We start from the raw sequence: 21,229 nt of genomic DNA, 5'->3' as shown, positions 1-21,229 counted from the left end.
CGAGGAAGGCTAGGCATTAGGCCATTCTCCTCGAACTCTAATCTTACAATTCTTCTAATTGTTCATTCACCACTTTTGCTCCCAAAACATGTTTGAAATGATTTAAAGCAAACTGGTGGTTTTCAGGAGTGAGCGACGCCACAGCAGGCGCGACCACTTCGATCTGATAGCCCAGATTATAGGCATCTACTGCTGTATGGAGGACACAAATGTCCGTTAAGACTCCCGTCAAAATAACCGTATCTACGCCACGTTCCCGGAGGCGGATATCCAGATCAGTTCCTGAAAAAGCAGAATAATGACGCTTGTCCATCCAAAAGACGCGTGGATCCGCTTTGTGCTCCCGATAAAAATCAGCTAAGGGACCATACAAATCCCGTCCACTAGTCCCAATGATATTATGAGGTGGGAAGAGCTTGCTTTCTGGATGAAAGGGATCGTCTACATCATGAGCATCAATCGCAAAAAAGACATAGGCCCCTTGGTCAAAGGCTAACTGGGTCACCTGGGCAATGCTCTCAGAAATAGCTTGTGCAGGAGCTCCTGCCGTTAGCTTACCTTCATCTGCTACAAAATCAACGGTGTAGTCAATCGAAATTAACGCTTTAGTCATTAGTAATCTCTTTTCTTTATTTCTTCAAAAATATCTGGGATCAAGACTTTGAGGTAGGTTCCCTTCATCCCAAGAGAGCGGCTTTCAATAATACCGGCTGACTCCAGTTTCCGCAGCGCATTGACAATCACAGAGCGGGTAATACCAATCCGATCCGCAATCACGGAAGCAGTTAACTGCCCTTCATTTCCCTTCAATTCACTAAGGATAGCGGAAACTGCCCGCAATTCTGAATAGGACAAGGTATTGACAGCCATATTGACCGCAGTCCGGCGACGAATATTTTTCTCATCTTCCTCTCGTTGGAAGTTCAACATTTGAATCCCAACTACGGTACTAGCAATCTCAACCAAAATCAAATCATCATCCGCAAATTCCTTATCATTGCGCCAAATAATCAAAGACCCCAAACGAATCCCAGATACATGGATGGGAGCAATCGTTGTCAACCCATCAGGAAAATCAGACTTTGTCTCTACTGGAAAGATACTTAAATCGTGATCTACATCTAAATTCGCCTCTGTATCATAGACTAAACTGGCCGCTTTAGCATAATCTTCAGGTAATTTTTTATTGTCAAAAAAAGCCTCAACCCGATCATTATTGGTTTTGTAGCGCATGAAATAACCTAGAAGAGTTCCCTTGCTATTAATAATACAAGCGTTACAATGAATGATGTCAGCCAGTTGACGGGCAATTGCATTATAAGGCATTTCATCTTGCAACTGTTCTTCAGAACGTTTCAAGATAGATGTAATTTTTCTCGTTTTTTCTAATAATTTAGCCATAATAAACCTCGCATATAGTCAGCTAAAGTATATCATATAAGTGGGGGAATTTCAATCAAATTATCTGAAAATTATTTATTTTTTCTACAATTCTATTCAATTCAGAAAAATTAGCCTTATGTAACAAAATATTCGCTGGATTCATTCAAAAAAAAGAAACCGCCTATTAGCGATTTCTCTTACACTTATCGTTTGTATTGTTTTAAGAAACGGGTCATCTTCTCTTGAATTTGAGCCAATTCTTCTACTCGAGGAAGGTAAACAATCCGGAAATGATCTGGCTCTTTCCAGTTAAATCCACGTCCGTGAACCAAGAGAACCTTTTCTTGTTTTAAGAAATTCAAGACAAACTGCTCATCATCATCTACCCGGTACATTTCACGATCAATCTTAGGGAAGATATAGAGACCAGCTTTTGGTTTGACAGCTGAGAGTCCTGGAATATCATTGATAGCCTTGTAGATAAAGTTCCGTTGTTCGTAGATTCGACCGCCTGGAAGCAAGAGTTCGTCCACTGACTGGTAGCCTCCCAAAGAAGTCTGGACCACTTGTTGGGCCAAGACGTTTGAACACAGACGCATATTGGAGAGCATATTCAAACCTTCGATATAGCCCTTCACGTGGTGTTTTGGTCCAGATAAGACCATCCAGCCCACACGGAAGCCCGCTATGCGGTGTGATTTGGACAAACCGTTCATGCTGACACAGAACAAATCTGGCGCGAGACTAGCAATGGCTGTGTGTTTGGCACCATCCATGACCAAGCGATCATAAATTTCATCTGCAAAGATAATCAAGCCATGTTGACGAGCAATTTCGACAATTTCCAACAAAATCTCATCTGGATAGAGAGCTCCGGTTGGGTTATTGGGGTTAATCACGACGATAGCCTTGGTGTTTGAAGTGATTTTCGACTTGATATCATCAATATCAGGATACCACTCAGCCTCTTCATCACAAACATAGTGTACTGCATTTCCACCTGCTAGGCTGACCGCTGCTGTCCAAAGAGGATAGTCTGGCATTGGCACAAGTACTTCATCGCCATTATCCAGCAAGCCTTGCATGGACATCACAATCAACTCACTGACACCATTTCCGATATAGATATCATCAATCTCAACATTCGGAATCTTTTTCAATTGGCTATACTGCATAATGGCCTTACGGGCAGAAAAAATTCCTTTTGAATCCGAATACCCTTCACTATCCCGAGCATTCATAATCAAATCATGAATGACTTCGTCGGGAGCTGTAAACCCAAATTCTGCTGGATTTCCTGTATTTAAGCGAAGGATTTTCTCCCCGTTGGCCCGCATGCGCATCGCTTCTTCTAAGACTGGACCACGAATATCGTAAGCAACGTGCTCTAGCTTGACGGACTTATTGTATTCTTTCATGATTTTTTCCTCACTTTATCAAACTGCTTCCATTATACCACTAGTTAATCTGGAGTACAACTGAGCAACCTCTTTCATTCTCAATGAAATCCTATAGATATCTGATTTGACCTTTACTTTCTATGGTAAAAGGTTTAAAATATAATTATAGGTAACATAAATGGGTTCTTCCATTTCTTTTCACGTTTTCAAGCAGTAAAGGAGGACGGAACATGTCTCAAAAATACGAAAACATCATGGTTGCAGTTGATGGATCTCGCGAAGCTGAACTTGCTTTTGAGAAAGGGGTCAATGTTGCGTTGCGAAACGGATCTAAACTTACCCTTGCTCATGTCGTTGATACACGTGCCTTACAAAGTGTCTCTAGTTTTGATGCTGAGGTGTATGAAGGATTCCAAACAGAAGCTAATGAACTATTAGAAGGGTATATCAAGCGTGCTAAAGAAGCCGGTGTCCAAAACATTGCTTCGGTGATTGAAATGGGGAATCCAAAAGTCCTCTTAGCGACTGATATCCCTGATGCAGAGGGAGTTGATCTCATCATGGTTGGGGCAACTGGTCTAAATGCTTTTGAACGTTTACTAGTTGGGTCTTCCTCTGAATACATTCTCCGCCATGCCAAAGTCGATTTGTTAGTGGTTCGTGAGACAGAAAAGACCTTATAAACTTTATAAAAACCAAAAGGTGTGAAGGAAAACGAATTTCCTCACACCTTTTTATTTTCTTCCGATTCTGCTGTTTTTTCAGAGTAGTGTTTTTGATAAGCTTTGATTTGCCGTTCCAACTCTTTTTGAATGGCTGGCTCAGGTGCATACTTTTCTTCCCAGTCGTTCGGTTTTAAAATTTTATGCGTGACTTCATCAAAGTGAGCCTGACCATCTGGGAAAATCTTCCCCATGTTTGCACGGTGAACAATCTCAAAGACCTCTTCCGGATCGACCCCCATTAGAACAAAACTACCATAAGTCAGATAGAGCGTATCAATCAAGGCATCGACCTGCCCCACCATGGAGATCTCAGCTGGATGCTTGCTACGAACCTTATTGGCTGCCTCATCTAGGGCTTGATGCAAGCTTTCGATTGAACGATCAAAGGTTGCTTCATCCTTGCTCGCTGCCCGAATAAATTCAACCAATTCCTCCTGCTTAAACATGGTTCGGTAAAGAGCCTCTTGATTGTCCCAGGCCTTTGGTTCTTCCTGAGTTTGACCATCCATGAGTTGATGGAAGGCTTTGACCTTATTAAAGTGATCGTCGCGACTAACAAACAGTGACTGATCCGTGATAATGCCAAAATGTTCCAGCGCTTTTTGGATCCCGTCTTTGGTATTACTGGTCGTCGTATGCTGAGCTACTTCTTTGACCCTGCTGGTTCCATTGCCCATCGCAATCGATAAGCCAACACCCGAGAGCATTTCCAAGTCATTATCTGAATCTCCAAAGGCCATCACCTGGTCCATTGAAAATCCAAATTCTTCTCCTACGATCCGAATCCCTTCCAATTTTGAGTTGTCTGGATTGATAACGTCCGCCGCAAAGGGGCTGGAACGCGTAAATTTTAATTCAGGAAAAGCTTGCTCAACTTTTTGAGTGTCTTTAGGACTAGCTAATAAGAGAACCTGATAAACCGGTCCTTGGGCAATTTGTTGCAGTTGCTTTTGATCCTGAGGGACAGCCTTGCTAACCACCTTGTTGAAGCCCTGACTAACTGCCTTCGAAAAGCCTTTTGGTACAAAACGTGCAGACCATAGAGAAATAGGACTCAGACCAAAACTCATAATGCGAGAACCTTCAACTCCATCTTCTGTTCCTAAGGCGATCTCAATGCGATGGTTTTTTGCGTAGTCAATCAAGTCATGCAGATTCTTCTTATCAATTGGAGAAGCAGATAAGACCTTGTCCTTGGTAAAAATATACTGACCATTATAGGTGACCGCAAAATCAAAGTCATAGCGCTCGATAAAAGGACGGACAAAGAAGGGTCCTCGCCCTGTTGCCAAACCAACAAAAATTCCTTGTTCCTTTAAGGCGCGAATGGCTTTTTCAGTTGACTTCAAGACCATTCGACTATCATTGACCAAGGTTCCGTCAATGTCAAAAAAGACCGCTTTTATTTCCATGATGACTGCTTTCTTTCCGTTTTATGATACAATAAATTATAACACACATTCCAAGGAGACACACATGATTAAGAAAATTTTGGCCCTTCATACAGGAGGGACCATCTCCATGCAGGCGGATGACTCTGGAGCTGTCGTGACCAATTCATCCAACCCCATGAACCATATTGATCTGTCACTGGCAGGGGTTGAGCTTACTTCAGAAGATTTTTTAAATTTACCCAGCCCTCATGTAACTCCTCAGCACATGTTACAACTCTATCATAAGATTCAGAAAGAGGCTTCCCAGTATGATGGGATTGTCATTACCCATGGTACCGATACTCTTGAAGAAACAGCCTACTTCTTAGATACCATGGACTTGCCAACTATTTCAGTAGTCTTAACAGGAGCCATGAGAAGCTCCAATGAATTAGGAAGCGACGGCGTCTATAACTATCTGACCGCCATCCGAGTAGCAGCAGATCCCAAATCACAAGACAAGGGTGTCTTGGTCGTGATGAATGATGAAGTCCATGCAGCCAAGTACGTGACCAAAACACATACCACCAATGTCAGCACCTTCCAGACCCCCACACATGGCCCTCTAGGCTTGGTCATGAAAAAAGAAGTTCTTTTCTTCAAAACAGCTGAACCCCGTGTGCGTTTTGATTTGCGAGAAATCAAGGGAGTTGTCCCCATCATTTCAGCCTATGCGGGCATGAAAACAGAACTCCTTGACCTACTAGATGTCCAACAAATGGATGGTTTGATCATTGAAGCCTTTGGAGCTGGAAATCTTCCTAAGGAAGTAGCTGAGAAAATCTTTGAATTTCAAGAGGCTGGCCTTCCTATTGCCTTGGTATCCCGTTGCTTCAATGGAATTGCAGAACCTGTCTATGCTTACGATGGGGGCGGAGTCAACCTTCACGAGCACGGCATCTTCTTTGTCAAAGAGCTCAATGCAGCCAAGGCCCGGCTGAAACTATTGATTGCTCTCAATGCCGGATTAAAAGGTGATGAATTGAGAGACTATATAGAAGGTTAAAATATAGATAGAAGGCACGATGATGGATACATCCGCCTTTTGTATTTAAAAATAGCTCTGATGGACTGAGATAATGATTGACAAGATGAATTTCAACATGGTTCGCATAGCTAGGACCTCTTTTCTATTTTTTACGATTATAGGTCCACAAACTTAAAAAAGACAAAAAGAGAGTGGGACAGAAATCGGTAATTCGTTAGAATTCGATTTCGTCGTCCCACCTCCGCACAGTTGAGTAGGGCTGTAAAAGCTGATGAAATCAGCGTGGTAGAGCCCACTCAACCACTGCGTCTTGCTCGATAATCCAAAGACAATTGAGAGGCTAGGACTTTTGTCCCAGCCTCTTTTTCTTATCACTTCTTAATCCAGGTGTTCTTTCTGCTCCAAATGTAGAGACAGACAGTGCCAATCTGGATGATCTCGCCAATTAGGAGTTGTGACCACCTGAACAGCTACCTTTCGTGCCTCCTCTAAGATTGGATAATCTTCAATGAGGTTGGCCACTTGAAATTCTGGTATACCTGATTGACGCGTTCCAAAGATTTCCCCAGAGCCTCGTAGCTTGAGGTCTTCTTCTGCCAAGACAAACCCATTGGTGGTTTCGGTCATGATTTTCATCCGACGCTTACCAGATTCTGTTTTGGGATTGGCAACTAATACTGCGTAAGACTGCTTATCACCACGCCCTACCCGACCTCTCAACTGGTGCAATTGGCTCAAACCAAAGCGGTCTGCATCCATGATAATCATGACGGTAGCATTGGGAACATTGACGCCTACCTCGATTACAGTTGTAGAAACTAGTAAGTCAATTTCTCCCTGCTTAAAGGCCTGCATAATGGCCTCTTTTTCTTCCCCCTTCATCTTACCATGAAGGAGAGCAATACGGGCTCGGTCTCCAAAATAAGCAATCAATTCTTCCTCTAGAGCAATAGCATTTTTGAGGTCCAAGGCTTCCGACTCTTCAATCAAGGGAGAAATGACGTAGGCTTGGGAGCCTTTTTGAATTTCTTTGACAAGCCAATCCAAGACTAAATTTAACTGTTGATGCTTGACCCAGCGGGTGATAATCTCTTTTCGACCTGCTGGCATTTGGTCGATAATCGAAACATCCATATCTCCAAAAGCAGTGATTGCCAGAGTTCGGGGAATTGGGGTCGCTGTCATCATCAAGACATCCGGATTTTGGCCCTTTTCACGCAGGATCCGTCTTTGGGCTACACCGAAACGGTGCTGCTCATCAATAATGACCAATCCGAGATCATGAAAACGAACCCCCTCCTGAATCAAGGCATGGGTTCCCACAATAAGGTCCACTTGCCCTGTCTGAACAAATTCCAAGCGTTCTCGTCTCTCCGCAGCTTTTAGACTGCCTGTCAAAAGAAGAATTCTAAGACTAGGAAAGAGAGAGGTCAAACTTTGTAAATGTTGCTCGGCTAGGATTTCGGTCGGTACCATCAAGGCCGCTTGCTTGCCAGCTGTTACAGCAGCATACATGACCAGTCCAGCAACGACGGTCTTCCCGCTTCCGACATCTCCTTGCAAGAGACGATTCATGTGGTAAGGAGAGCGCATATCTGCTAGAATTTCGTTCAGACTTCGCTCCTGAGCTTCTGTCAACGTAAAAGGAAGCTTAGCTTGAAGAGCTTTTAGCTTCTTCTTATCCCAATCCAAGACGATTCCCTGTCCGACGGAACGATTTTCTTCCTTCAAGACCTGCAGTTGTAATTGGAAAAAGAGCAATTCTTCAAATTTCACTCGTCTCAAGGCCTGCTTATATTCTTCAAGATCCTTGGGAAAATGCATGGCCCTGACTGCTTGTCTGCGAGAAAGCAAGTGGTACTTGTCCATTAAGATTTGAGGGAGATTTTCTTCCAATAGCTGATCCAAGCCTGCTTCAAAAGCCGTCTTGATAACCTTTACTAAAGCTGACTGGCTCACCCCTTGAGATAAGCGGTAGACCGGTTGAAGGTCATCTTCGACTTGGGCTAACAGTTTCATCCCTGTCAAAGCTCCCTTGGCCTTATCCCATTTACCAAATACAGCCACTGTTTGCCCTAGTTCAATCTTGTCCGCTAGATAGGGCTGGTTAAAGAAACTAACTGCTAGGACCAGCTCCCCTTGTTTAATGGTAAAGCGAAGACGGTTACGCTTGTAACCATAATACTGGACATTGGCTGGGGTGGCAACAATTCCAGAAACAACTGCTTTTTCTCCATCTTCCAGATCTAAAACATTTTTTGATTTAAAATCTTCATACCGAAATGGGAAGTAGAGCAAGAGGTCCTCAACCGTTTCGATTCCCAATTTCTTGTATTTTTCTGCTGATTTCGGTCCAATTCCTTGCAGGACAGAAAGTGGTTGGTGTAAGTTCATTCTTTCCTCCTAGATAAGAAAGGAGGCTGGGACCACCGTCATCAACCTCTTTCATCTCGAACTTTTTATAAAAGGAAGCTGGGAAAAGACAAACAACTTACTTCCCACTGTCTTCCTTTGTTGGACGATAAACTCTTGGTACGCGATCACTCAAGACACAAACAACCTCATAGTTGATCGTGCCTCGATAGACTGCTACATCCGTTGTCGTTATAGCTAGATCACCATCCCTTCCGATCAATACTACCCTAGTCCCAATCAGGTAGGCCTTCGGTAGGCGAATGGTGATTTGGTCCATGGATACGCGACCGACAATCGGGCAGAATTGCCCATCAACAAGGACATGAAAACCTTGCATATCTCTGGTCCAGCCATCTGCATAGCCAATTGGAATGGTCCCAATCCACTCTTCCTCACTAGTCTGATAGGTCGCTCCATAGCCAACTGTCTGCCCCACTTCTAGTGGTTTGATATGGACCAATTCTGTTTCCAGACTCAGAGCAGGACGGATGCTATAGGGAAGCTCTAACTCTCTTCCACTTGGATTGAGCCCATACATGACATCACCCAGTCGGACAGCATTAAAAATGGTATCAGCATGCCATAAAGTTGTTGCTGAATTGCTGGCATGAACGATTTTCGGAGTATAGGGCAAGAGCTCCAACAAGCTCTTAAATCGTTGCAATTGGCCTTGGAAATGCCGGTCATCTTTCTCATCAGCTGTAGCAAAATGAGTAAAGATCCCTTCCACTTCTGCTCCATGGTCTCTTAATAGGATCATGGCTTCCTGCAAGTCTTCTACCGAACGAAAACCAATTCGTCCCATTCCTGAATCCACTTTAATATGAACCTTCAACCCAGTCAAATCAGACTTTTCAGCCAACAATGCTTTCAACCACTCGAGACTAGCTACTGTATAACGAATTTCCTCTTTGATGGCAATCGCAACGTGTTCTACTGGTGCAACGCCCAAAATTAAGATCGGTTTTTCACCTGCTACTTGGCGAGCTTCCAAGGCTTCATCTAGGTTGGAGACACAAAAAGCATCTACTAGTGGCAATAAACGTTCTACCACTGGCTCAACTCCATGGCCGTATGCATTTGCCTTGACAACTGCAAAGGTCAAGGTCTCTTTCGGAATATGGGCTTGTATTTGCTGAACATTATAGGCAATAGCCTCTACATCCACATATGCTCGCGTTGGTCTATGTATACTAGCTTTCATTTCTTTCCTCCAAAATGACACTGGTCGAAACTAAATCGCCTGAGTGACTAATCGATACCCAAATCTTTCCACTAAAAGGAGCTTTTGAAAAATAGGGAGCTCCTTTTTGATTGGTTAGAATTTCCAGATCCTGAAATCCTACTGGACCAATTCCTGTTCCCCAAGCCTTGGAAAAGGCTTCTTTGGCAGACCATCGACCTGCCAGGTATTCCATTTTTCTTTTTCCAGATAATTGGTCGAACCGTTCTCGTTCCGTCTCTGTCAATACCTTGGAAGCAAATCTCGGATGTCTCTGGTAGGCTTGTTCAATGGATTGGATCGATTCGATATCTATCCCATGTCCAACAATCATATCTTTTCCTCTTTAATGATTTTCTATCAGCAACTCTATTTAAGAAAGAAAGGGCTGAGAATATTTTCTCCAGCCCTCTCCTCTTATTCAGCTACATACTGATAAATTTCTCGTACTAAGCTTTCTGTCTTTTCCCAACCCAAGCATGGGTCTGTGATCGATTGACCAAATACTTCTGGTTGATCTTGACGACCATCCTCTAGATAAGATTCAATCATAAATCCACGGACTACATCATGGATAATTGGATTCCAGCTACGATTTGTAAGGGTTTCTCTGACAATGCGAATCTGCTCAGCAAATTTTTTCCCAGAATTATCATGATTGGTATCAACTAGGATAAATGGATGTTGCAAGCCCAAGGCTTGGTAGCGATGCGCAACTTCTAGCAGATCTTCATAGTGGTAATTTGGAATGTTTTTCCCATTCGCGTCTAAGGCTCCACGCAGAATAGCATGTCCGAATGGATTTCCACTTGTCTCCACAGAACGACCATTATAGAAGAAATGGTGCCCATGTTGTGTAGCATAAATTGCATTAAACATGACCGACAGATTTCCAGACGTTGGATTTTTCAATCCAGTTGGGACTGAGATGCCACTTGCAACAAATCGATGGCCTTGATCTTCTACAGAACGTGCCCCAATAGCAACATAAGAAAGGAGATCCTCAACAAATGGGTATGTCTCTGGATACAACAGTTCGTCTGCTGTTGTCAAACCAGTTTCGGTAATCACTCGATGATGCAGGCGACGAACAGCCTTTAAGCCAGCTACAAAACTAGGTTCTGAAGCAGTATCTGGCTGATGCATCAAGCCTTTATAGCCATCTCCATTGGTCCGAGGCTTGGCAGTATAGACCCGCATCACAATGAAGACCCGATCTTTAACTTCTTCCTGAAGGGCTGCAAGGCGACGAGCATATTCCATCACTGCTTCCTCATTATCTGATGAACATGGTCCCATCACAAGCAAAATCCGCTTGTCTTCCCCCTTCAAAATAGAGGCTAATTCACGGTCACGCTCTTCTTTGCGAGCCAAATCTTCACCTTCTATGCGATAAAGAGAGGTTACTGCTGTTTCATCAATGATTGGGCTAGTAGCTGTAAAAGACATAGGCTGATCCTTTCATCCGATTAGAGTTTTTTACCGTGGCAGTTTTTAAATTTCTTACCAGATCCACATGGACAGATGTCATTGCGTTTAATTTGACTCAAATCAAGATCTTCTGGTAAATCAGTTTTTTGAGCGGCAATATTACGAGTCGCTGTCGTTGAAATACTGTGTTCTGTACGTGGACGCTCTTGTTCATGGATTTGAGCTTTCATCATCAAACGAGTCACATCAAATTCGATGGAGCCAATCATATCGTTGAACATACGGAATCCTTCTGATTGGTATTCAACCACAGGATTGTTTTGTGCATAACCACGGAGACCGACAGCATTACGCAATTGATCCAAGGCATCGATGTGATCGGTCCATTTGCTATCCACAACACGAAGGATCAAGACTTTTTGGAATTCTCTGACTGCTTCTTCATCGCGTAATTTCGCTACTTGGTTTTCATAAACCTCTTCAGCACGTTTGTACAAGTAATCAATCACATCTTTATCAGATTTGCCTTCAATATCGCTCTCAGAAATAGTATCTTCAGGGACCAAATTGTATTTGGCAAAGTTCAGAATAGCTTCGATCCGTTCTTCCTTGCTTGAGTGGCTAGCTCCTTCAACGATCCGTTTAATGGTCCGTTTGATCATGGCCTTGATTTCTGGCGCCAAATCACGATCCGCTGTAATGACATCATAGCGTTGAGAGTAGATAATCTCGCGTTGTTCCCGCATAACATCATCATACTGAAGGACTTGCTTACGAGTGTCATAGTTGTTCCCTTCCACTCGTTTTTGAGCTGCTTCAACTTGGCGTGTAAACATGTTAGATCTGATGACAGATTCTTCTTCGCTTAGTTTGAAGCGGTCTAGCAAGGCTTTGATGCGCTCTGAACCGAAACGACGCATCAACTCATCTTCAAGAGAAAGGTAGAATTGAGATTCACCTGGATCCCCTTGACGTCCAGAACGTCCACGCAACTGGTTATCAATACGACGGCTTTCATGACGCTCTGTACCAATCACACAAAGTCCACCGAGTTCACGAACCCCTTCACCGAGCTTGATATCGGTACCACGTCCGGCCATGTTGGTCGCGATGGTAACGGCACCACGTTGACCAGCGTTCATGATGATTTGCGCTTCTTTGTAGTGGTTTTTCGCATTCAAGACTTCGTGAGGAACGCCTGCTTCAACCAAGAGGCGGGATAGGTAGTCACTGGTTTCAACTGCAACGGTACCCACCAAGACTGGTTGTCCTTTTTCATAGCGAGCTTTTACATCTTCTACTACAGCTTTAAACTTCGATTTCAAGCTTGGGTAGAGAAGGTCCGGATGGTCAATACGAGCAATCGGACGATTAGTTGGAATTGGAATAACGCGAATGTTGTAGATTTCACGGAATTCTTCTTCTTCTGTTTTACCAGTACCTGTCATCCCTGAAAGTTTCTTGTACATCCGGAAGAGGTTTTGGTAAGTAATAGAAGCGGATGTTTTGGTTTCTTCTTGGACTGGTACACCTTCTTTAGCCTCAATCGCTTGGTGCAAGCCGTCAGAATAACGACGACCTTCCATGGTACGACCTGTAAATTGGTCGACGATCAAGATTTCTTGATCTTCACTGACTACATAGTCGATATCCAAAATCATGATGTAGTTAGCACGGAGGGCATTGTCGATGTAGTGTGTTAAGGCAACATTTTCAATGTCGTACAAGTTTTCAAGATTAAAGTAACTTTCAGCCTTATCAATTCCAGAATCTGACAAACCAATCGTTTTTGAAGGGACATCAATAATATAGTCTTCTTTTTCCAAAGATTTTACATAGGTATCCGCCATGTGATAGAGTTGACTAGTTTCTGTAGAAGTCTGACCTGAAACAATCAATGGCGTACGGGCTTCATCAATTAAGATGGAGTCTACCTCATCAACCAAGGCATAATTCAAAGGACGTTGTACCATATTTTCGGCACGAACAACCATGTTGTCACGCAAGTAGTCAAAACCTATTTCCGCGTTGGTTGAATAAGTGATGTCACAAGCATAAGCTTCTTGTTTTTCAGACGGTGATTTTGCAGCCAAGTTGATCCCAACTGAAAGACCTAGCCATGAGTACAACTCACCCATCTCAGTCGCATCACGTTCTGTCAGGTATTCATTGACAGTGACAACGTGAACTCCTTGGCCAGATAGGGCATTCAAATATACCGGCATGGTCGCAGTCAAGGTTTTTCCTTCCCCTGTACGCATTTCTGGAACGTCACCATGGTGAAGAACAATACCCCCCATGACCTGTACTTTATAAGGGAACAAGCCCAAGACACGCTTGGCACCTTCGCGAACTACCGCAAAAGCTTCATACAGAAGGTCATCCAATGATTCACCATCTTGGTAGCGTTGCTTGAACTCTTCTGTTTTCGCTTTCAGTTCATCATCTGACAAGGCAGCCATTTGATCTTCGTATGAGAAGACCTTGTCTGCCATCTTTTCCAATCGTCTTAATTCACCTTTATCATTTTCGATAATTGTTTTTAATAAATTAGCCATTAGTTTCCTTACTTTTCAAATTTCTTAAATTTTAAACGTTCTCTTTATTGTAGCATTTTTTAAACATTTTTTCAAGATTAAGGCTGTATCTTACAAGACTTTCGAGTGGTTTTTTCGTGTGAGAAAATCCAAAAAGATGGCTGCTCAAGCAGACATCTGAAAGTGAAGACAAACTGTTCATTGATACAAATCTAATAAATTCTATAAAAATTATACTCGTTAGAATTATTCAATCATCTACTAAAACTTTGTTTTTAATCCGAATCACCTCTATAGTAGACATCTCTTCTTTATGCGATAGTTATTCAGACAAATGGTAAGAATAGCTTGCCACAACCACTTCTTCATGCCAACGAAGCGCATACTTCAATTTCAAACTCATTTGGTTGTGGAGAATATTTTGCCAATGTTTTTTAGGGATGAATTGAGGAACTAAGACTGTGACGGTGTTCCCTTTTTCCTTGGCCTCCTCAGCTACTTTTGAGACAAATTCAACTGTTGGTTGGATAATATCCCGGTAACTTGTCATAACATTTTCAAAGCGAATATGAGGGAAATAATGTTTGAATTCTTCTGCTACCTCTGCATCCTTGACCTTGGTTTCTTCCGTTGAGACGTGCATGGCTATGACATCGTTTCCTAGGCTATTTGCATAACTCATAGCTCCCACACTTACCTGAGTGACATTCCCAACAAGGACAATGACAGTTTTGCCCGCGTAATTTGTCTTTTCGATCTTCCTTCCCAAACGCAATTGAGCCGCAACTTTATCATAGTGATTGCGAATACTTAAGAACATCCAAAGTAAAAGACCGATTATAGGGAAGAAAGGCCAAATCTCACTCAGACGGAACAACAAGAGGATCAAGACAATCCCATAACAGATAGCAGCCCCGAGGATATTAGCCAGCGAATACTTGAGAAATCCTTTTTGATATTGGCGTTTCCAATGAATGACCATCCCTGTTTGAGAAAGGGCAAAAGGAATGAAGACCCCAATGGTATACAGCGGAATCAAGCTTTCTGTTTGTCCATCAAAGATCAAGAGCAAGACGATGGCACCAATCGCCAAGGTCAAAATCCCATTGGAATAGCCCAGACGATCTCCTTTTTCCATATACATGTGTGGCATGTATTTGTTTTTAGCCATGTTAAAGGCCAACATTGGAAAGGCTGAGAAACCAGTATTCGCAGCTACTGCCAGGATCAAGGCTGTTGATAATTGAAAGACGTAAAAGAAGGCTTGACCGACTGGGGAATTCCCTAAGATGGCTTGGGCCATTTGGGCTAGAGTTGTTACCCCTTTTGCCGGAACAACACCCACCCAGTAATTAAGGAAGGTAATCCCTGCAAACATGATCCCCAAAATCAAAGCCATAATGGTCAAAGTAGAGGCAGCATTCTTTGCTTTTGGTTTCTTAAAGAAGGGAACCGAATTGGAGATGGCTTCAACCCCTGTTAGGGAAGCTGATCCACTCGTAAAGGCTCGCAACAAGAGAATAATGCTAACCCCTGAAATAGTTTGGCCAACATGCGCAGTCGCGTTATAGGCCAAATGCCCTGTCAAAATTTGGATTACGCCATAGCCGATTAAGGCAATGGTACTGACGATGAACAGGTAGACCGGAATCATCAAGGATGTGGCCGATTCGCGCAGTCCCCGAAGGTTCATCAGCATCAAAAGCAAGACCAACAAAATGGAAATGTGAAGATTATAAGGATGAAGAGAGGGAATCGCTGACGTGATGGCATCTGCACCGGAAGAAACAGATACCGCTACTGTCAGCATGTAGTCAACCAATAGACTTCCACCAGCTATCAACCCCGCTTTGGGAGACAGGTTCTCCGAAGTCACCATATAGGCTCCTCCCCCTTGAGGGTAGGCATGAATGACCTGACGATAAGAAATCGTTAAACTGGCTAGAAGAACCAGGACCACAATCCCAATTGGAATGGACCACCAAATGGCTCCTGCTGATACGGTCATCAAGACCAGGATAACTTGCTCTGGACCATAGGCAATAGAAGAAAGTGCGTCACTAGAGAGCATAGCCAAGGCCTGCATTTTCCCTAGCAATCCTCCTTCACCTTCTGCACCAGATTTCAACGGACGGCCAATAAACCATTTTTTCAATGTTGAAAACATAAAAAACTCCTTGAAAAAAGATCATGAGGCCGGGAATTCCCTGCCTCTTTTTCATAAAACAGGGGTTATTCTACTCCTTTTTTTCAAGACTGTCAACTTAAATTATGAAATTTTCATAAAGTTTTCATTGTCTTCATTCATTCGAGCTCTCTTAGATCTGCCCGCTTCTTTTCAAATTGATCCAAGCAAAAAACGAGGCTGGGACAAAAATCCTAGCCTCTCAATTATTTTTGGATTGTCGAGCAAGACGCAGTGGTTGAGTGGGCTCTACTACGCTGATTTCATCAGCTTTTACAGCCCTACTCAACTGTGCGGAGGTGGGACGACGAAATCGAATTCTAACGAATTACCGATTTCTGTCCCACTCTCACTTTTTTATTTTGCTTGATTTTCGACATAAAAGGCAATGACATCCGAAGTGTACTGGGCTGTACCAGCGCCAAACTTGTCGATGTTTTCCTTGAATTCTGGATTATAGGCATAGCCTTTGCCGATATGGCCAAAAACCTCTATAGAGCAGTCAAATCCATACGTTCGAATCGCGTCTAAAAGTTTGGCTGCTTCTTCTTGATTTTCCGATGCTGTTACTGGCAAACCAGCCTGGAAGTTTTTCGCCAAGACTTGGAAGACTTGATTAAAGGCTCTTGTCGCCTCCTCTTCTCGACCTTTTTGGCGTTCAAGCGCTTGGTCCATGACTTCTTGACCGTACTTGTTTACCGCCTCTTGATGGTATTTTTTAGTATCTTGGTAGCTAAATCCAGTAAATTTTTCCTCAATGGTCATTTTTCTTTCTCCTTTTTGTTCCTGAATGGTTTTTTGCAAGGTGGAAATCAAGGTATCCAGGCGTTGCCTTTCTTGAGTCAAATAGTCCAACTGTTTGGTCAAATGGGGCAATAAGTTAGATTTTTCTTCGGCTAAGAGTTCTGCTATTTGGTCTAAGGAAAACCCTAGATACTTATAGTAGAGAATCACCTGTAATCGTTCTAAATCTTCTTGACTGTATGTCCGATAGCCATTTTCAGATTTCACAGGGACGAGAAGTCCTATCTTGTCATAGTGGTGCAAGGTCTTGACAGAGACACCTGACAGCTCTGCAGCTTCTTTGATATGGTACATGATTTCCTCCTTACAAAGATAGTATAATCCCTCCCCTTAGGTCAGAGTCAAGACTTAACATAAAAATAGTTTTCAGATAAAAAAGGGTTGAGTTGTCTACAGTTTTTAACTCAAACCCTTTCTTTTTATGGATGACTTACGATCAATTCTAAACCTTGCCCTTCCAAAGTCCAGGATTCAACATCGCTCGGTAAGATAAAGTGGCTTCCTTTTTGAATAGGATAATCCTTCCCATCTACCTGTAGACTGCCTTGCCCTGAGAGAACGCTCAACAAGCTATAATCATGGGTCTTTTCAAATCGAACTTCCCCATTGACTACCCACTTGTGAACACCAAAGAAGTCATTGGCTACTAACAAAGTCGATGACAAGTGATCCACTTTTTCCTCAACTGGTCGGCTATTTGCTGGTGCCCCTAAGTTCAGCACATCAATGGACTGTTCAATGTGCAACTCACGTAAATTTCCTTGATCATCTTTGCGATCAAAGTCGTAAACTCGATATGTCGTGTCGCTTGATTGCTGGGTTTCCAAGATTAAGATACCCGAACCGATGGCATGCATGGTTCCACTTGGCACATAGAAGAAATCTCCCGCTTTCACAGGAACCCGCGCTAACAGATCATCCCATTCTTTGCCTTCGATCATTTGGCGCAATTCTTCCTTAGACTGGGCGTGGTGACCATAGATAATCTCTGCCCCTTCATCAGCGGCAATAATATACCAGCATTCAGTTTTCCCAAGTTCTCCTTCATGCTCCATTCCATAGGCATCATCTGGGTGAACCTGAACACTCAGCCAGTCATTAGCATCTAGAATCTTTGTCAACAAAGGAAAGACCGGTTCTGGTCGATTCCCAAACAATTCGCGATGCTCTGCATATAGTTGGTCTAAGCCCATTCCAGCATAAGGTCCATTCTTAACAACAGAAACACCATGTGGATGGGCCGAAATAGCCCAGTATTCACCAACATGATCGCTCGGAATTTCATAGCCAAACTCATCTCGTAATCTAGTTCCACCCCAAATTTTTTCCTGCATAACTGATTGTAAAAATAGCGGTTGTGACATACCTGCCTCCATATATCCTTGTATTCAATACCTTATTATACCAAATTCCACTTGTTTTTGAAAGCCCTGCCAAGCTCTTTAGCCCCTTTTTAATTTTTTGCACGTTTTTCGCATTTTTACCGGCTTTCCGCTATAATAGGAATATGAACCTCAAAGAATCCATTATCGAATTGGCTCACTCCATTGGTATTTCAAAAATTGGCTTTACCACTGCGGATGATTTTTCCTATTTAGAAAAATCCCTCCGCCTAGCTGTGGAAGAAGGCCGAAATTCTGGTTTTGAGCACAAAAATATTGAAGAACGAATCCAACCACGCTTAAGTTTAGCTTCTGCTAAAACGATTATTTCCATTGCCGTTGCCTATCCCCACAAGTTAAAACAACAACCTCAGAAGACGGCCTATAAACGCGGAAAATTCACCCCCAATAGCTGGGGCCTTGATTATCACTATGTCTTGCAGGATAAATTAGACCGCCTAGCACGAGGGATTGAAGAATTAACCGCCGACTTCGAATACAAGGGTATGGTGGATACCGGTGCCTTAGTGGATACCGCAGTTGCTCAACGAGCTGGGATTGGCTTTATCGGAAAGAACGGCCTCGTCATCTCAAAAGAATACGGTTCTTATATGTTTTTAGGGGAGCTCATCACCAACCTAGAGATTGAGCCCGATCAAGCCGTTGACTATGGTTGCGGAGATTGTAACCGCTGTGTAGAAGCCTGCCCGACTTCTTGTTTAATCGGAGATGGCTCTATGAATGCCCGACGTTGCCTTTCCTTTCAGACCCAAGACAAGGGGATGATGGATCTGGAATTCCGTAAAAAGATTAAAACGGTCATCTACGGTTGTGATATCTGTCAAATCTGTTGCCCCTACAATCGTGGTCTGGACAATCCATTAGCCACTGATATCGATCCTGAACTAGCTCATCCAGAATTAATCCCCTTTATTGAGTTATCCAATGGACAATTCAAGGAAAAATTTGGAATGGTCGCTGGTAGTTGGCGGGGAAAGAATATTCTCCAGCGCAATGCTATCATTGCTTTGGCCAATGCTAATGACCGGTCTGCTATTCCTAAACTGTTAGAAATCATCGAAACCTCGCAAAACCAGATTCATATTGCAACAGCCATTTGGTCACTGGGAGAGCTTATTCGAGAAGTCACACCTGACTTGGTTGATTTGTTAACTTCCCTCAAAAACCCAACTCCAGCTATTATAGAAGAACGTGAACGGTTCTTCCAAAAATTCCAATACCAAAACTCACATAATTAAAAACTGCCTAACAAACTTAGGCAGTTTTTAATCATTTCTTTCTTCTCTCATACAGCCTCTCTCAGAAAATTCCTAATAGAGAAAAACTGACAATTCCCCATAGGAGTGCAACGACAAATCCGACTACGACATCACGGACAAAATGGAGTCCTGCCAGAACACGAACTCCTGCCAATAGCAGAGCCAAGAAGAGACCTATGCTCGATAGAAGAGGATTCACTCCCCAGGCTACTGTCGAAATGATTACCGCCGAAAAGACATGCCGACTTGGCATGGAACTCCCCTTGCCTTCTCTCTCTAAAAGAGGCGGAAATGCGCCAAGCTCATAAGGACGGGGCCAATTGATTGCTTTTCGAATGACACTCAGTAACATAAAGCCAGACGCCGGAACCAACAGATAGCCAAGAACAACCCAAATCTCGGAAGCTTTCAGATAAGCTGCCCAAAGAACATAAAAATAAAGGAGTGGCATCAGCAGGGTGACAAGGCGGTTGACCCACTTTAATAAAGAAAGATAATAGGGATGGGACACCAAAAATGGTCTAACCCGTTCATAGAACAAATATTCTTTATTCATCAACAATTTCTCTTCGATCGATTCCTTAACAAGTAGCAACTGGACCTAGATCAAAATCCCTTCCAGGTGATCTAGCTCATGCTGGCAAATTTGGGCCGCAAAACCTTCTAAGCTTATGAGCTGAGGCTTCCAATTCATGTCGCGGTAGGAGACTTGAATCTTTTCAAAGCGGCTCGTTTTTCGGCTCCCTGCCAAAGAAAGGCACCGCTCTTCTGTCTCATAAACTCCTTCTTTCTTGACTAGAACAGGGTTAAAGAGAACCAAGGGCATCAAACCAAATTGGATAATGATCAATCGCTTGCGTACCCCAATCATATTAGCCGCCATACCAACACAGGAATCCTGGTGAGCTCGTAAGGTATCTTGTAAATCCTGCGCCAAATACAAATCTTCTTTTGTCGCTTCTTCAGACACTTGACTCAAAAAGAAGGGATCCTTCATAATGGCTTTTTCCATCTTTTCTCCTCTCTTGCTTAAAAAAGAGAAGGTCATTCATCCATCTTCCCGACGAAGAACTCCCTCCCCTAGCATTTCATGCTTTTTGTTGTTTCAGCCTTACCTGATTAGTCTTTTTTGCTGACTTGTTTTGCTAAGACAAAGTTACCCAAGGTTGCTGAACCATTTCCAGCTACCGCAGGAGTCACGATGTAGTCACGAACATCTGGAACTGGTAAGTAGCCGTTCAATAATACTGTGAATTTTTCACGAACGCGATCCAACATGTGCTGTTGTGCCATCACTCCTCCACCAAATACAATCACATCTGGGCGGAAGGTTACAGTCGCATTAACAGCAGCTTGAGCAATATAGTAGGCTTGGATATCCCATACAGAGCTATTGAGCTCGATATTTTCCCCACGAATACCAGTACGAGCTTCCAGGCTTGGACCAGCCGCAAGACCTTCTAAACAGCCTCTGTGGAATGGACACACACCGTTAAATTCTTTTTCAACATCCATTGGGTGTTTGGCAACATAGTAATGGCCCATCTCAGGATGTCCTACTCCACCAATGAATTCACCACGCTGGATGACACCTGCACCAATTCCTGTACCGATTGTGTAGTAGACTAAGTTTTCAATCCGTGCACCCGCATTATTACGAGCGACAACTTCACCATATGCTGAGCTATTTACATCCGTTGTAAAGTAAATCGGTACATTTAATGCACGACGGAAAGCACCTACCACATCAATATTCGCCCAATGTGGTTTTGGAGTTGTTGTAATAAAACCATATGTTTTTGAATTTTTATCAATATCAATCGGTCCAAATGAACCAATCGCTAAACCTGCAAGATTTTCAAACTTAGAGAAAAACTCAATACATTTATCAAGGGTTTCAATAGGGGTCGTTGTCGGAAACTGTGTTTTCTCAATGACGTTATAATTTTCGTCACCTACAGCACAAACAAACTTTGTTCCACCTGCTTCAAGACTTCCATATAATTTAGTCATATCAAACCTCTTCTTCAATTCTCTTTTTTTC

At 43.0% G+C, this 21,229-nt stretch carries 18 protein-coding genes; 3 read left to right on the top strand and 15 right to left on the bottom strand.

Annotated features, from left to right (window positions below; all coding sequences use genetic code 11):
- Positions 1-43: 43 nt before the first annotated feature.
- The 3 genes from H8S88_RS01035 to H8S88_RS01025 form a co-directional block, all read right to left on the bottom strand.
- Complete coding sequence (locus H8S88_RS01035) at positions 44-613, bottom strand: cysteine hydrolase family protein (RefSeq protein ID WP_048789815.1); 570 nt, start codon at positions 611-613, stop codon at positions 44-46.
- On the bottom strand, positions 613-1,401 hold the full coding sequence (gene codY / locus H8S88_RS01030) for a GTP-sensing pleiotropic transcriptional regulator CodY (RefSeq protein WP_048691732.1): 789 nt from the start codon (positions 1,399-1,401) through the stop codon (positions 613-615). The genes H8S88_RS01035 and codY overlap by 1 nt, the downstream gene beginning before the upstream one ends.
- A 185-nt stretch (positions 1,402-1,586) precedes the next feature.
- Entirely contained in the window at positions 1,587-2,801 is a 1,215-nt protein-coding gene (locus H8S88_RS01025) for a pyridoxal phosphate-dependent aminotransferase (protein WP_023024219.1), read from the bottom strand.
- Between the two features lie 212 nt (positions 2,802-3,013).
- On the opposite strand from H8S88_RS01025, the gene H8S88_RS01020 reads away from it, so the two are divergent.
- Positions 3,014-3,466, top strand: coding sequence for a universal stress protein (locus H8S88_RS01020; RefSeq protein ID WP_048789814.1), 453 nt, complete (start codon positions 3,014-3,016; stop codon positions 3,464-3,466).
- A 41-nt stretch (positions 3,467-3,507) separates the two neighbouring features.
- Here H8S88_RS01020 and H8S88_RS01015 read toward each other — a convergent pair whose 3' ends face one another.
- Positions 3,508-4,920 (bottom strand): Cof-type HAD-IIB family hydrolase, encoded by a 1,413-nt coding sequence (locus H8S88_RS01015; protein ID WP_125334851.1) that lies wholly within the window; start codon positions 4,918-4,920, stop codon positions 3,508-3,510.
- A gap of 64 nt (positions 4,921-4,984) precedes the next feature.
- On the opposite strand from H8S88_RS01015, the gene H8S88_RS01010 reads away from it, so the two are divergent.
- Positions 4,985-5,947, top strand: a complete 963-nt coding sequence (locus H8S88_RS01010) for an asparaginase (RefSeq protein WP_236127836.1) — start codon at positions 4,985-4,987, stop codon at positions 5,945-5,947.
- A 360-nt stretch (positions 5,948-6,307) separates the two neighbouring features.
- Here H8S88_RS01010 and recG read toward each other — a convergent pair whose 3' ends face one another.
- The 8 genes from recG to manA all read right to left on the bottom strand — a co-directional run bounded on the left by recG (position 6,308) and on the right by manA (position 17,887).
- Entirely contained in the window at positions 6,308-8,323 is a 2,016-nt protein-coding gene (gene recG, locus H8S88_RS01005; RefSeq protein WP_061564293.1) for an ATP-dependent DNA helicase RecG, read from the bottom strand.
- Between the two features lie 97 nt (positions 8,324-8,420).
- Positions 8,421-9,548, bottom strand: coding sequence for an alanine racemase (gene alr / locus H8S88_RS01000; RefSeq protein ID WP_061564294.1), 1,128 nt, complete (start codon positions 9,546-9,548; stop codon positions 8,421-8,423).
- Positions 9,538-9,900, bottom strand: a complete 363-nt coding sequence (gene acpS, locus H8S88_RS00995) for a holo-ACP synthase (protein WP_006595699.1) — start codon at positions 9,898-9,900, stop codon at positions 9,538-9,540. Before acpS ends, alr begins: the two co-directional genes overlap by 11 nt.
- A gap of 83 nt (positions 9,901-9,983) precedes the next feature.
- A complete protein-coding gene (locus H8S88_RS00990) occupies positions 9,984-11,015 on the bottom strand; it encodes a 3-deoxy-7-phosphoheptulonate synthase (protein ID WP_236127835.1) in 1,032 nt (343 codons plus the stop codon).
- Positions 11,016-11,035: 20 nt separating this feature from the next.
- Positions 11,036-13,555 (bottom strand): preprotein translocase subunit SecA, encoded by a 2,520-nt coding sequence (gene secA / locus H8S88_RS00985; RefSeq protein WP_048691105.1) that lies wholly within the window; start codon positions 13,553-13,555, stop codon positions 11,036-11,038.
- Positions 13,556-13,856: 301 nt separating this feature from the next.
- Positions 13,857-15,701, bottom strand: coding sequence for an APC family permease (locus H8S88_RS00980; RefSeq protein ID WP_236127834.1), 1,845 nt, complete (start codon positions 15,699-15,701; stop codon positions 13,857-13,859).
- A gap of 375 nt (positions 15,702-16,076) precedes the next feature.
- A complete protein-coding gene (locus H8S88_RS00975; protein WP_048789806.1) occupies positions 16,077-16,817 on the bottom strand; it encodes a MerR family transcriptional regulator in 741 nt (246 codons plus the stop codon).
- 125 nt (positions 16,818-16,942) lie between these two features.
- Positions 16,943-17,887 (bottom strand): mannose-6-phosphate isomerase, class I, encoded by a 945-nt coding sequence (gene manA, locus H8S88_RS00970; protein WP_048789805.1) that lies wholly within the window; start codon positions 17,885-17,887, stop codon positions 16,943-16,945.
- A 143-nt stretch (positions 17,888-18,030) separates the two neighbouring features.
- Here manA and queG point away from each other — a divergent pair, with 143 nt between their 5' ends.
- On the top strand, positions 18,031-19,164 hold the full coding sequence (queG, locus tag H8S88_RS00965) for a tRNA epoxyqueuosine(34) reductase QueG (RefSeq protein ID WP_048789804.1): 1,134 nt from the start codon (positions 18,031-18,033) through the stop codon (positions 19,162-19,164).
- A 61-nt stretch (positions 19,165-19,225) separates the two neighbouring features.
- Here the strand turns inward: queG and H8S88_RS00960 are convergent, their stop codons facing one another.
- The 3 genes from H8S88_RS00960 to scrK form a co-directional block, all read right to left on the bottom strand.
- A complete protein-coding gene (locus H8S88_RS00960) occupies positions 19,226-19,741 on the bottom strand; it encodes a phosphatase PAP2 family protein (RefSeq protein ID WP_140814279.1) in 516 nt (171 codons plus the stop codon).
- A 45-nt stretch (positions 19,742-19,786) separates the two neighbouring features.
- Entirely contained in the window at positions 19,787-20,197 is a 411-nt protein-coding gene (locus tag H8S88_RS00955) for a peptide deformylase (RefSeq protein ID WP_236127833.1), read from the bottom strand.
- Positions 20,198-20,304: 107 nt separating this feature from the next.
- Positions 20,305-21,198 carry a fructokinase ScrK gene (scrK, locus tag H8S88_RS00950; RefSeq protein WP_236127832.1) on the bottom strand — a complete coding sequence of 298 codons (894 nt, stop codon included), beginning with the start codon at positions 21,196-21,198 and terminating at the stop codon, positions 20,305-20,307.
- Positions 21,199-21,229 lie beyond the last annotated feature (31 nt).

The organism is Streptococcus sp. GS001, from assembly GCF_021595565.1.
Lineage (GTDB): Bacteria > Bacillota > Bacilli > Lactobacillales > Streptococcaceae > Streptococcus > Streptococcus xiaochunlingii.
Note: the sequence above shows the minus strand (reverse complement) of the source record. Positions and strands in the feature narration are given on the sequence as shown.